Genomic DNA, 13724 nt, shown 5'->3' with positions numbered 1-13724 from the left:
CTCCCGATTATTTTCCGCTAGGCTGTTGCATTACCCAAACCTCTGTAATGACCTTATTAGCTTGTCCGACTTTTTTCTCGGATGCTACTTTGACACGTGTACCTTTTTTAATATTTGTCATGGTTGTCGTCTTATTGCCATCATGCACCACCACCGACGGGGAGACAGTATAGTTGGTCGAATCGATGGTGACAGTGCGCTTTGATGTGTCAATATTTTGCACATAAGATGGTGCCGTACCGGTACTTTGTTTTTGTGCGGCCAGGTCTTGTGGCGTAATACTGGCATATGCCTGACCTCCCAGCATGCATGCCAGTAAACTACCTATCAAATATTGCTGTTTCATACCTGTTCCTCCTGTCGTTACTGGACTTGACGCCACATGATACGTTTCTGAGTGATTGACGCTTTTTCAGTCAGATTATTAATACTGCCGTCGGATTGACTGGTCAATTTTTTCTCCGTAGCGAACGAGGTGCCCGTGCCAGAATTACCATACGACACACCCTGCTTATTGATCACACGCGGTGTCGATGGAATCGCCGAGGTCATGACCCCTGCGGTGGCCACATCTGTTGACGAGAATGTGGTCGCTGATACCGTTGGAAAAATCGGATCACTAATCATATTGCCAGTTACTGCATCCAGTTCCATGATCCAGCCACTACCACCAGATGCACAAGGGTCAGTACTGGGAATCAAGGTTGAGAACACGATATTGCTATCATTCAACAAGGGGTCCGTCACCTGACGTTCACCACTGGTAGGCAAATCAACATACCACCCCTTCTTGTTCAGAGGTGACACATACATCGTTGTAGCCACCCCATTTTGTGTGCTGGTGCGGAAAGTGCTGCCCGCCCCTGACGTGGTGCTGGTATTGATAGTTTGTGCCAGCAATACACTACGCCCACTTACGGTTGCACCGTTATCCCAGATACCATAAAAACTTTCTGGTGAGGTATCGGTCAAATCAGTTGCAGCAAGATATTGACCAGTACCAAAATACACCATATATCCAGAAACAGGATTACGACCTACCGTGACTTTGCCAGTGACAGGCTGAACTTTTCCAGTTGCGTCTTTGGCAGTGAACAGTGGTAGTGGTGCAGCGCTAGTACCAAAAGATGGCCCCCAGGAACTCGCATTGGTCGAAGTCACATCAAATTTCCAGACATTGCCCAGCAAATCACCACCATAGATATAGTCGACAATATTGTCGCCGTTGACATCTACAGGAGTGACACTACCGATACCATTCGGTGTACTCGCGCTACCAGCCATGGTATACAACTTCTTGATCAGTGCACCGGTCTGGATATCCACAATATAGATAGCGGCAGCACCTGTCGCACTTGCTTTGCCATCAGCTGCCGTATTGTTGTAGCCGTTACCAAATACTGCGGCCCATTTACCATTCGCCATCTTGACGATCATCGGTTGGGTATAGGTGTAGCCCAGGTCATATTCTGTGCCATCATCTGCATCATTGAATTCCCACAGGACGGTAGTAGCAGCATTGGCTTCAGTAAATGACGACGGGTTTGTTACATCCAGAGCAAAAATACCCTGTCCACCACCGCGCAAACTACCAACCAACACTGAATGCCATGCACCACCATAAAATACGTCACCAACGGTAGGTGAGCCATCTACAAAAAACCGGTGAGCATAAGCAGAATCGGTTAACTTGGACAAATTGGAATACACCTGGGTTGGTATATAAGCGATTTTCTCAGTTCCATCAGTTGCACTGAAGCCATGCAACATACCGTCATTGGCTCCAACATATACCATGGGGGTACGAGTGGCATTGCTTTGTGCAAAGGTCACATATTTAGCCGACTCCAGACTATCTGGATAGGTATAAGGTGGTTTGGCAACATACACGGAATTCGAATCGACAATATCACCCAACACACTTCTGGTGCGCGGCCTGAACAAAGGAGCAGCTCCCTCGTTCGACCTGTCACCACGTATATATTGCAGACGTAATTGTCCCTGTGCATCTGCAGTACCTGCCGTATTCTTATTCAGTGCAGTAACCTGATTGATGTTGATTTCAGTGCTCGCACTTGGACTAGCTGGGTTACTTGGCCAACGGAAAGCCACACCGTGCCCAGTGGCATTTGTAGTAGTCAGATTATTGGTCAGGATAACGCGGCCTGTATTCCAGTTCTGAGCATTCAGTTTTTGTCCTGCATCCCAAGACAATGCACCTAAAGCACCTGTTGCGGTAATTGGGTAAGACAGCAATTGGCCAGACCAGTCAATACTACTGAATTTACCCTGGAACAGGGCTGAACCGCTATTGATCTGGGTAGAGTTCAAGGATACCGCAGAGGCTGAACCAACCTGTGCCGTGATATTGCCTGCAATAGCCTGTATCGCATTGTTAAATGCCGTCGCATCCGACGCCAGATAAGCACTGGTTGTACCACCAGCTGCTGCCATTGAGTTCAACGCTGCTACTGCAGTAGCATTTTGTACGGTATCACCCAGGCCAACAACGTAAGTCTTGATATCTTGCGTACCAAATGACGGCACCGCTGTTGTGCGCAAGGCTGTAATCGCAGCAACGGTGTCATTCAAAGGTTTGCCTGCCGCTCTGTCGGCCGCAGAATATTGATTGCCTGAGGTATCAGCTGTTGCCATACCATCGGTTACCAGCATCGCGAAATTTTTCTGGCAATTGTATTTAACAGGGGTGGAAGCCCCTGAAAAATAAGTTTTCACCGAGCCCATAGCACCAGGCAAGGGGGTGAAAGTCGATGCATTCTTGATCTCTGAGGTAGCAGTATTGGCGGTTTCAGTTGCCAGATAAGATATCAGATTATTGTAGTGGGTTGTGCTGTCTGGCAGCACTGCTTCGTTCAGCTTGCCTTTACCGGAATTTGTTCCGCCATAGCCCCATGCGCGTGGCAAATACAATTGGCGGGTAATCGGTGGATTGGATGGTATGTAGCCAGCATCGGTTTCACTCAAACTAATGGGGCTGCAAGTGCCGAGCGGACATCCAGAAAAAGAGCTGGTAGCCCAAGAGTTGGTGGCAGTGTGGTTACCATAAAACGTATAGGTTGTACCAGTTCCACCAGTCAACGCCCACATGGCTTTACAGTACGTCAAGCCGGTGAGCGTAGTTGTTGCACACTGAGAAGCGCTCGGAGAACCGGTGTACAGCACGTCATTAATTGTGGCGTCGTCACCAGAGGTATCGTAAGTCACATAGGTACCGCCGGTAAACGGTGTTGGATTAGCCACGCAGGGCTGGCCACCGGATGTTTGCAAAGGACTACCCGAACAACCGTCAGTAAATGTCATCCCGGTAGTACTGCCCAGATAGTACGCATAGGTGATATAGAAGCTGGTACTGGTAATATCAAAAGACATCAGGCCCCAGTTAAACGCACTACGATAATTGGTAATGGTATTGCGCATGACCGTACGGGCGATATTTGAACGGGTGCTTGCATCATCCCCTGCAATCAGCTTACCTGCCATGGTTCCATCCATGGATTCCGAATTATCCAAAACCACCAATACGTTTGGCAAAACAGAGTTGGTCACGAACAAAGGTGTTTGAGACAGAACAAGTGCCGCCGCACTCGCTGTGCCAGAACTCAACAGTGTCAATACACCAGCCAAGATCGCTGGAGCACGCAGTTTGAGGATTTGGGTATTACCAGGAATTCTCATGATCACTCCATCACTTCAGATAAACAGTTTGCAAGGTCACCTGTGCAGAATCAGTACCACCCCAGGCTTTCACAGTAATTCGATAGGTTGCTTGTGTTGGTGGTGGTGCACCGCCCACATCCAACGGGCCACCTGCAATATTCGGAATATTTTCTGCCATCATTTCGATGATATAGCGGGGTTGCTTGGCGACGTTAGGCACCGTCATCGAATACGGTAGTGTCAGACTGGTGTTATTCCAGACATCCAGCGTCGTGTCGAGCCAAACAGGGGTTGACGTGGACGAAGGCAGACATAAACCACCAGTGCAGCCAGCATTAAAACCCGCCGTTGGCGTCAGGTTGGTATCCACATACAGTTCTGCATCACGCAAGGCTGATTCTGCGGTTTGAAACGCCAGGTCCTGATCGCGAAAATTACCAGCACCTTTTTCTTGCAGCACATTCATCTGCATGGCACTGATACCGATAATAGCCAACAAACCCACCATCACCAGTACTACCGCCAGAGAAACCCCTTTTTGACGTGCGAGAAACGGCGCAGCGCGTTTCGTGCCGATCCTAACTTGGAAGCTATTATTTTTGTCCATCACAAAACTCTGTTTCGCAGGCTGATCGTTGTAGAGAAAACACTGCGTAAGCGATAGTCCGTCGCAGTTGTCGTTGAGCCATCAAAGGTATAACTTTGATAGGCTTTAGTTACGTTATCACTGGCCGAGCGCATCAGCATTGAGATCCTGATGCTGATCACTTTACTCATGTCTATGCCCGTTCCATTCGCAGGAATATAGGAATTCGGTGCATAATCGCGCTTGGTGTTATCAGTACCAACGGTCGGGTCCATGCCGTAATAAACCTTGAGTCTTTCCACATTTTCGACCAGTTCTTCAGGCGCATTGGTACCGACAATACGCCACAATGAAGGATTCGAACTGAACTGGCTGGGCGCAATATAGAAAGTTGTTGAAGCCAATTTGTAAACTTCAGCCCCACTGCCATATACTTTCGCCAACGTGTTGTTGACATTGCCCGGACTACCGCCGGCACCATGGGTCAACGTACCAGTAGCATCAGGCGTACCGGACACCTGGAAAATCGTTGATATGATGCAATCAGAAATCACCAGCGCATCATTGGCAGCAAAACCATTTCCCGTATTCACGTTAACCGCGTCTGTGGTCGCTGTCATATATGGCGCGACAACGACCGCGGGATTACCGGTCACGCCACGTACGGTCAGTATGTCGCTGTTCTTGTCTGCATTGGTTGGTATGGGTAAATCAGCTGGGATGGTGGGTGACCAGTTAGACCCTGTACCATCATATCCAACCACCTGTGCATCCAGTGGATTGGTACCATAATTATAGGCATATGGTGGGCTGGTATTGATGCGATTCACAAACCCGGCAATCTTGGTTACTGTCCAGTCGGAACGGCAACCAAAATCACTGGTAGTGCGGACTGTCTTGGAAAGCAGGTCCAGCGCCATCCTGCCACCTTCCTGAATTTGCGATTGCTCCTGCTGCACAGAATAACCTTTGGAACCGGACGCAAAAATCGACCCTGCCACGACCGTAATGATCATGCCCAGCGTGAGTGCAATCATCACCTCTACGAGGGAAAGGCCTTTTTGACGATACATGATGGATGATAGGATTTTCATGGCTGAAAATTCGTCACAAAAAGTTGTTTGGCTTTTTCACCGTGAGAGTCATCCCACCAGATTTTGATGCTATAAGTTGTTCCCGTACCGCTACAAGCAGGGGCCGCAGCCGTACCTACGCGGGGATCAGGAGTATTGTCCAGGCAAACTATGCCTTCGCCACCTGGCAGCACATTAGCGTTCGCAGTATTCCACTCAAACACGTCATGCTTTGCCATATCCATCGCGCTACATGGTGTAGCTACAGTAGTACAGCCGGGATCAGCAGGAATACCCGACGCACTGGCGTAATAGGCCAAACCCGGGCGGTTAGTACGAATACGATCTGCCATATCACTGACTTGCGCCGTCGCTATAGAGCGCAACTTGGAACTGGAATTGGCACGCATGCCTGAAATTTGCAAGCCAGCATTTGCCAAGGCAGCCAAAGACAGTATCAATATGGCGACCAACACTTCCAGCAAGGAGGCGCCAACCATATGTTTCAGCACAATGCTCTTTTGCAATCTCATATCATCATCCTAGGGACAGGCAACACCCGTGGTTTTATGCACCAGACCAGTAACAAGAACAGATTGTGAAATACCAAAATTTCCAGAAAGGTTACTGTCGCAAAACGTGACCACTCCCGCATATGGCAAAACACCAGTAGACCGGTACTGAATATTCGCACCGGTATTAAAACCAGTGACGGTAATAGTTGAGGTACCTGTTGATGCACCGCGAATTTCCAGTATTTCATCCTTGCCGGATGTCACAATGCCATCTGCATTTTCATCAAAGAAAATAATCCGGCCAGAACTCCAGGAAGTGCCGGTACAGGTAGCACCATCCGAGCTGGGGCACATGGTAATCGTGCTACCCGTCCTGGTTTTCGCCTTACCTTTCATAAAAGCCAGATCCTGAGAAAACAGCGTGCTGTCTGCATTCAGTTTTGTACGCATAATGATGCGCTGAAAGCTTGGGTAGGCAATCGCCGTCAAAATGGAAATAATCACTAAGGCAATTAACAACTCCACCAGGGAAAACCCCCTGGTCTTGCCTTGCAATGTTTTGCGATTGATCATGGATTTGGGGTCGTACCAAAGTTTATCGAATACAACATGAACTCATTTCATCAATAGGGATGAGTGCGAGCAAAGCGATTCGGGATGCAGTGCAAGGCGTCGTCGCGCAGCTAAGGCTGGTGCCTTAGCAAGCGGCGCAACGTAGCAATGCGCCCGCGAAGTGTCAATGCGGCCAGCTCCCGGAGGGTTTGCCTCATAACGCGTGCTGGACTGCGTTATCAGGCAAACGCATCTCAACCCTATTGATGAAATGAGTTCTAGCTTGATGATGAATATAAGATAAAAAAACTTCATTGGCGACGTGAAACAGTTGACCGGTAATATCCATCCGACAAACGGTTATTAGACTTTATTGAACTTATTTTTTGCTGGGTTCTTCATCAATTTTTTTTCAGACCTTCGAGGCTGTACCTGTTACGGGGGTTCCATAACATCCAGCCGTCGCTGCCAATTTTTTCTGCAGCATCAATCTGCTGCCGGATTTCTACACCCGTGAATTCCCTGTGATCGAAGGCATAGTCGGGAAATGCCTGCAACCAAGGACGAAAACGCAGCGCAGAAACACCACTACGGGTGACAGCATGCCGCAGCGTCTGGCTAACAATTTCATAAGGATGCTTCACAGGATTTGTATAGCCGGGAATGCCAAGATGGAATCCTGATGGGTAAAGCATGGGGGATAGGTAATCAACGTTTTCCAGCAGGCTTTCCAGTTGCTGGCCAATTGAAGTGTCATTGGTATTCCAGGCGACATATCCAAAAATATCAGCGGCGACAAATACATTAAAGGGTGCCAACCGTTTTTTCGCGGCAGCCAAAAATCCCGATATAGCGTCAACCCTCTTTTGTTCTGTATCGGCTGAAGCAAAACGTGCTTCAGTACTGTCTGGAAAGCGGATATAGTCGAACTGGATTTCATCGAATCCCAATTCGGCTGCTTCAGCGGCAATGTCCAGGCTATAAGTCCAAGCCTCAGTATGGGATGCGTCTATCCAGGCGAGCCCTTCTCTGTCATGGAATATACCGCCATGTGCTGTTTTGACAGCCCATTCTGGATGAGCTGTCGCCAGCGGGTCATCCTTGAAAACTACGATACGTGCAATCAGGTATATACCCCGTTCTTTGAGTTGCGCCATCATCGCAGGCATATCACGTACCGTCGTTGTCCGTCTTGCTCCAATTGCCTCTGCCATGCTTACCGTGCCTGGATAGGGTATCCAGCCACGGTCGCCTTTGATATCGATCACCAAAGCGTTGATTTCCGTTTCTTTCAGAACGTCCAACGCTGCTTCACGCAGTTGGTGGTCTCCTATGCCAAAAATGGACAGATACAGCGCTTTTGGGCGTATGGGTGTCAAACGTAATGGCGGCACTTCGTTCGCACCTGCCTGCAATTTCAACTCGCTACGACCATAACCTGGGGCCCGCGCGGCAAGCTTGCTGGCAGCACCTGGGAAGCTGTAGCGGCCATTCTTATCTGTGACCAGCACATTGCCTTCAACTGTCACGATCGCGCCTGCCAACGGCTGTTTGCTGCTGGCATCCACCACAAGACCGTCCAGAGCCAGGGCCGCTGGGTTTACCATGTTGACTGCAACCAGCATCAGCAGGTCCAGTATGAATGTTCTTTGAATGTTCATGGTCGCGCTCCTCTCGCTTCGCGTTCACCACGTTGCAGCAAGCGCACCAGCCCGTCGCTGCCATAGTGGTCAACAATCAGATAGCGGGGCAGCGCCATCATCGCATCTGTATTGACGAAGCTGTGATTTTCCAGCGCGAATGCAGCTTTATAACCTGCTGACTTTGCTGCCTGTTCCAGCTCTGAGCTGTGAATACCATATGGCCATGCCAGCAATCGCGCATCAGCACCAAGTTTTGCTTTGAGCACGGCACGGGGTTTTTCCAGCTGAACGAGAACAAATTCCCTATACTTTTCTGGTGACTGATGCATGCGCTCATGGTTGAAATTAGGGTGCCAGTAAGTGTGAGATTGCACTTCCACTAAACCACTGGCCATGATCTCGCGCAGTTGCTCCCAACTCAATGCGTAACTGGCATTGGAGATCGCCGATGGATAAATAAACAAGGTGACTGGCAGGTGTTCATGCAAAATCACTGGTAGCAGTTCTGTATAAACCGAACGATGACCATCATCAACAGTAATCGCCAGTGCTTTTTCTGGTAATGAAGTCTTTCCTGATACTCCGTCTATGAGCATATTCAATGGGACGAAGTGATAGCCTTCCTGCCGTAATCGGCTGATCTGCGCGATGAAAACAGATGTGCGGACCGTCATATCGTCCGTAACCACAGCGCCAAAGCGGTGGTAGACCAAAATGGAGTAAACATTGGCAACGGCAAAGACGGGAACACAGGAAAGAGCCGCGAAAAAGAAAAAAAACAATCCACTCCCACGCAAGCCGTATCGCCTTAGAAAGTACGGCACACAGGTAAAAAAACGAATGAGCCGAAAAGGATTCATGGTTTAACTCTAGTTCTCCAGTAAAGGAAAATCAATCCCGCCAAGATTCACAGAGATAGATTTGGGACCGTCTTGCCAAAAAGGGAACGCCACGCAGGTAATGACGCTGGCCGAACCAGGACAAGAATTGGTATTGTGCGAGATCCCTGTGCCGGAACCCACGGATCAGGACGTTCTGCTTCAGGTGCTTGCATGCTGAGTTTGCCGCACCGACGTGCGCATCATCGATGGCGAGCTAAAGCACAGGAATAAAGGCATTATCCCTGGCCATGAAGTAGTAGGTCGTGTTTTGCGTACAGGTCGTCAGGCAACGCGTTTTCGCACCGTAGACCGCGTAGGCGTTCCCTGGCTGGGTGGTGTTTGCACACACTGCCCATATTGCAGAAACATGCAAGAAAATCTCTGCGATCAACCAAGCTTCACTGGCTATGATCATTTGCCAGATCGCCGTCGCCCAGGGCCACCAAGTCTATGCCTTTGTACGGCCTGGTAATATACACAGAGGAGGCACGGTCGTTTATGCAGGCATTCACACATGAGCGATATTCCTGCAGTTCCTTACGCATTACTGTGGGGCGAGCGATTTGTGCGACCCGTCGCCAACCTTACACGCAACGACGGTGACGAGTTCTTTGCCATGATAGAACGCTATCTGCTCAAAACGCACGTGCAGACTTATGCGCTACAAGATGCCAACCAAGCCATTACTGCGCTCAGGGCCGGTGCGATAGATGATGCAGCGGTACTGCTGCCATCGCAGTGACAGACCCAATCTGTACCAACAGGTGCATAACTTACAAGGAAAAGGACGTGTGGTTACAAGAAGATCCACAAATACCCACAGAAAGCAACATGCTGAATGGCATACCAAGGAACACAAAAAAAGAAAAAGCCCTTGATAAACAAGGGCTTATTCAGTATTGCTGGCGGAGATGGTGAGATTCGAACTCACGATTCAGGTTACCCCAAATGCTTCCTTAGCAGGGAAGTGCCTTCGGCCACTCGGCCACATCTCCACACTATTACAACCGTCAATTACTCAGTCGCAATCGAGACCGAGATAATAGCTGCTTGAATGATTTTGGTCAACAGTCAGCCAGAAAAAATCATCTTTTCTTTTATGCACTTTCCAAACCGAAGGCTTTATGCAGCGCACGTACAGCCAGTTCCATGTACTTTTCGTCGATCAATACAGAGATTTTGATTTCAGAAGTAGAAATCATCTGGATGTTAATGCCCTCTTCCGACAAGGTACGGAACATCTGGGAAGCAATACCGACGTGGCTACGCATACCAACGCCAACCACCGACACCTTGGACACTTTGGAGTCCCCTATGATACTACCAGCGCCGATATGCGCCTTGACGCTGCCTTCCAGCACTTCCATGGCCTTGGCGTACTCACCGCGTGGCACAGTGAAGGTGAAGTCTGTCTTGCCTTCTACAGACTGGTTCTGGATGATCATATCGACTTCGATATTGGCATCAGCAACAGGTCCCAGGATTTGATAGGCGATGCCTGGCTTGTCTGGCACACCCAAAACGGTGATCTTTGCTTCATCACGGTTAAACGCGATGCCGGTGATGGTAGCTTGTTCCATGTGTGTATCTTCCTCAAACGAAATCAGGGTGCCAGAATTTGCTTCTTCTTCCAGCGGCATTAAAGGGTCTGTCAATGATGACAATACGCGGGTAGGCATGCGGTAATTACCGGCAAATTCAACAGAACGGATTTGCAATACCTTGGAACCCAGCGACGCCATTTCCAACATTTCTTCGAAAGTCACGGTTTTAAGGCGGCGCGCATCAGAAACCACGCGTGGATCGGTCGTGTAGACACCATCTACGTCAGTGTAAATCAGGCATTCTTGCGCCTTCAGGGCAGCAGCCACCGCCACCGCAGAGGTATCTGAACCACCACGGCCAAGCGTAGTAATATTGCCTTTGTCATCCACGCCCTGAAAGCCGGTAATAATGACAATCTTGCCTGCATCCAGATCAGCCTTAACCTTGGCTTCATCAATCGACGCAATCCTGGCCTTGGTGTGGGCTGAATCAGTCTTGATGGCAACTTGCCAGCCAGCATAAGACACAGCCTGCTTGCCTATTGCTTGCAGGGCAATCGCCAGCAAACCGACCGACACTTGCTCGCCGGTGGATGCAATCATGTCAAGTTCACGTGGATCAGGTTGCGCGGAAATTTCTTTTGCGAGACCGATGATACGATTGGTTTCGCCGGACATTGCTGAAGGCACCACAACTATCTGGTGACCGGCATCATGCCATTTGGCGACGCGTTTGGCGACGTTCTTGATGCGTTCTGTCGAACCCATCGAAGTACCGCCGTATTTGTGGACGATTAAAGCCATAGATATAGAAGACTAAAGGGTGAAAAATGCGAAAAATCAACCTCTTACTGTACATGTTGCCCCGCAAAATAACAAGGCACTCTGACGCAGAAATTCTGAAGAAATAGCGCCAATTGCTGAAGTGAAAGCAAATTTTCTACAGAAATATGATATTTCAATCAAGCTATTTGTGAGAAATTGCTAAGAAAAACGCTGCCGTATTGAGAGGAGATATTCCTGTGCACCTGCGCGTGCCAGTTATCTTCAAGGAGTATATGAAATGAGCTGTAAGATTTGTCATAGTTACAGATCATAGAAATTTTCATATACTCCTAAGGAGTATGAATAGAAATAAGTATTTATACAAAATTTGTAAGTAGGGACAGTCGCAAATTACTTATTTGCATATCAATATAAGAATTCAATTGCTGTTCAAATGATATATATCAAAATTTTATAAAATTTGCGTCAGCAATTTATTTTTTTCCATATTTCGAAAATAAGCGGCGCCAGCCTTCATGGCCCAGTTCACGCATGGTCTCCATGTTTTTTTCATAAATCTGTTCCGCCTCGGGGAAAGCCAGAACTGCCTTGTCGATACTGTCTTCACGCAACAGATGTAAAGTTGGGAAAGGTGATCGGTTGGTATAATTTTCAATATCGTCCAGCTCGGTGCCAGCAAACTGATAATCAGGATGGAAACTGGCGATCTGCAGTTGCCCGTCCAGCTCAACCTCTTCCAGCAAACCATCCGCAACATCCAGGAAGTCATTGAAATCCAGAAAGTCATTCAAGGTCATCGGATGAATCAGCAGTGTTGTCTCAGTTTTTTCCGGAATTGCTTCTGCCAGCAATTCCAATTCCCGCGCCAAATCATCCAGCAAGGCTTCTGGCGTACGGGCCTGGCTGACGACATAACGAATTTGCTGTTTCACTTGAACAGCCTTGGCGAAAGGACATAAATTCAGCCCGATTACAGCCTTTTCCAGCCACAGTTCAGTAGCCTCAATGACATCCGCAGGATTAAAGAGATTGCTGGTCATAATCATCATCAAAATGAATAAGGCCCGAGAATAACATGCCAATTTTCCGTCTGCATGACATCGGAAAATTTAATGTAAAACCCAGGCCAGACAAATCACGACAGCATCTGCGTGAAGTAAATATTTTGCTTTACATCACTTATCTTCACTAGCAATTGATTTATAAGCTAGTGCTCCAAGTACTGCACCAACAATAGGAGCAACCCAGAATAACCACAACTGCTGCAAAGCCCAACCACCCACGTAAATCGCGACACCTGTACTACGGGCCGGATTAACTGAAGTATTGGTCACTGGGATACTGATCAAATGGATCAGGGTCAGACCCAGGCCAATGGCAATCGGTGCAAAGCCTTGCGGTGCACGGGCATCCGTCGCGCCTAAAATGATAATCAAGAACATGGCTGTCATCACGACTTCTGTCACCAATGCAGACAACAAAGAATACCCGCCTGGTGAATGATCTGCATAACCGTTAGATGCAAAACCGGCTGATACATCAAACCCGGCTTTGCCACTGGCAATCAGGTAAAGAACGCCTCCTGCCACAATGCCACCCAATACCTGGGCAACAATGTACGGCAACAGTTTATTCGCAGGAAAACGACCGCCAGCCCACAAACCGATGGACACCGCAGGATTCAGATGACAGCCAGAAATATGGCCTATCGCATATGCCATGGTCAGCACTGTCAGGCCAAACGCCAGTGAAACCCCATGCAAACCGATGCCCACACCCGGAAATGCGGCTGCCAGCACGGCACTACCACAGCCCCCCAGCACCAGCCAGAATGTCCCAAAAAACTCTGCACCGTATTGTTTCATTTGCTTACTCACTTTTCTATTGAGGAATATGGATATTAACTACCTTACTCTCATCCGCCTTAAAGATGAAAGCAAAGTGGCATCAATATAGCAAATTTATGTTGCCTTATTGTTAAAATTTGTGATGGAAAGTGTGAAAACAGGGGGTATTTCAGACAAATTAAACATGTTTTTCAAATCGAAAAACATGGAAAGGCGTTAAGAACACTCACCACAGAGGCACGGAGACACAGAGGTTCCCAGAGAAAGACAAGGGAATCTGCTGATCAGCAAACGACACACCCAAGTGATATGCCGAAGGCAGGGTCACAGAGTAAAAGCAGAGGTGCGCTTTGCACTTGCTTTGTTTTTCTCAGAGCATCTCTCTGTGGATCTCTGTGGTATAGCAGGAAATTCGTGCAGCATGCTGCGCGCCTGCGAAACGAAGGCTGCTTGCAAGCGGCCCTTCCTAACTCTGTGCCTCTGTGTTGAGGTCTTGGGTGTTGATGTTGATGTTGATGTGCGCGTGTATTTTCTGATTGCACAAAGCAAAACCCCCAGTCACTGTAAAGTAACTGGGGGTATGCGGAATAAAAGCCTGACGATAACCTACTTTCACACT

The 13724-nt window shown here is 48.5% G+C and carries 12 protein-coding genes, 1 tRNA gene and 1 pseudogene; 2 read left to right on the top strand and 12 right to left on the bottom strand.

The window, feature by feature from the left end; translation table 11 throughout:
* Positions 1 to 7: 7 nt before the first annotated feature.
* The 8 genes from AC1RVX_RS23920 to AC1RVX_RS23885 form a co-directional block, all read right to left on the bottom strand.
* Positions 8 to 346: a hypothetical protein gene (locus AC1RVX_RS23920; protein WP_493219098.1), complete on the bottom strand. Its 339-nt coding sequence runs from the start codon at positions 344 to 346 to the stop codon at positions 8 to 10.
* 17 nt (positions 347 to 363) lie between these two features.
* Positions 364 to 3696 carry a pilus assembly protein gene (locus tag AC1RVX_RS23915; RefSeq protein ID WP_493219097.1) on the bottom strand — a complete coding sequence of 1111 codons (3333 nt, stop codon included), beginning with the start codon at positions 3694 to 3696 and terminating at the stop codon, positions 364 to 366.
* Positions 3697 to 3706: 10 nt separating this feature from the next.
* Positions 3707 to 4285, bottom strand: a complete 579-nt coding sequence (locus AC1RVX_RS23910) for a pilus assembly PilX family protein (RefSeq protein ID WP_493219096.1) — start codon at positions 4283 to 4285, stop codon at positions 3707 to 3709.
* Positions 4285 to 5358 (bottom strand): PilW family protein, encoded by a 1074-nt coding sequence (locus AC1RVX_RS23905; protein WP_493219095.1) that lies wholly within the window; start codon positions 5356 to 5358, stop codon positions 4285 to 4287. The genes AC1RVX_RS23910 and AC1RVX_RS23905 overlap by 1 nt, the downstream gene beginning before the upstream one ends.
* A complete protein-coding gene (gene pilV, locus AC1RVX_RS23900) occupies positions 5355 to 5870 on the bottom strand; it encodes a type IV pilus modification protein PilV (protein ID WP_493219094.1) in 516 nt (171 codons plus the stop codon). The genes AC1RVX_RS23905 and pilV overlap by 4 nt, the downstream gene beginning before the upstream one ends.
* Before the next feature lie 9 nt (positions 5871 to 5879).
* Positions 5880 to 6425, bottom strand: coding sequence for a GspH/FimT family pseudopilin (locus tag AC1RVX_RS23895; RefSeq protein WP_493219093.1), 546 nt, complete (start codon positions 6423 to 6425; stop codon positions 5880 to 5882).
* A gap of 380 nt (positions 6426 to 6805) precedes the next feature.
* Positions 6806 to 8065, bottom strand: a complete 1260-nt coding sequence (locus tag AC1RVX_RS23890) for a putative glycoside hydrolase (protein WP_493219092.1) — start codon at positions 8063 to 8065, stop codon at positions 6806 to 6808.
* On the bottom strand, positions 8062 to 8907 hold the full coding sequence (locus AC1RVX_RS23885; protein ID WP_493219091.1) for a polysaccharide deacetylase family protein: 846 nt from the start codon (positions 8905 to 8907) through the stop codon (positions 8062 to 8064). The genes AC1RVX_RS23890 and AC1RVX_RS23885 overlap by 4 nt, the downstream gene beginning before the upstream one ends.
* A 211-nt stretch (positions 8908 to 9118) precedes the next feature.
* Between AC1RVX_RS23885 and AC1RVX_RS23880 the strand changes: the two are divergent.
* Positions 9119 to 9400, top strand: a pseudogene (locus AC1RVX_RS23880) (alcohol dehydrogenase catalytic domain-containing protein); the annotation flags it as partial.
* 42 nt (positions 9401 to 9442) lie between these two features.
* Positions 9443 to 9670, top strand: coding sequence for a hypothetical protein (locus AC1RVX_RS23875; RefSeq protein ID WP_493219090.1), 228 nt, complete (start codon positions 9443 to 9445; stop codon positions 9668 to 9670).
* A 161-nt stretch (positions 9671 to 9831) separates the two neighbouring features.
* Here the strand turns inward: AC1RVX_RS23875 and AC1RVX_RS23870 are convergent.
* The 4 genes from AC1RVX_RS23870 to aqpZ all read right to left on the bottom strand — a co-directional run bounded on the left by AC1RVX_RS23870 (position 9832) and on the right by aqpZ (position 13123).
* Positions 9832 to 9923: transfer RNA gene (locus AC1RVX_RS23870), tRNA-Ser, on the bottom strand.
* 102 nt (positions 9924 to 10025) lie between these two features.
* Positions 10026 to 11276, bottom strand: a complete 1251-nt coding sequence (locus tag AC1RVX_RS23865) for an aspartate kinase (RefSeq protein WP_493219089.1) — start codon at positions 11274 to 11276, stop codon at positions 10026 to 10028.
* Positions 11277 to 11731: 455 nt separating this feature from the next.
* Entirely contained in the window at positions 11732 to 12298 is a 567-nt protein-coding gene (locus AC1RVX_RS23860; protein ID WP_493219088.1) for a DUF1415 domain-containing protein, read from the bottom strand.
* Positions 12299 to 12433: 135 nt separating this feature from the next.
* The gene (gene aqpZ, locus AC1RVX_RS23855) at positions 12434 to 13123 is read right to left on the bottom strand and encodes an aquaporin Z (protein ID WP_493219087.1); all 690 of its coding nucleotides are present in this window, start codon (positions 13121 to 13123) and stop codon (positions 12434 to 12436) included.
* Between the last annotated feature and the right edge of the window lie 601 nt (positions 13124 to 13724).

Source organism: Undibacterium sp. GW821-FHT11B02, from assembly GCF_058808955.1.
Note: the sequence above shows the minus strand (reverse complement) of the source record. Positions and strands in the feature narration are given on the sequence as shown.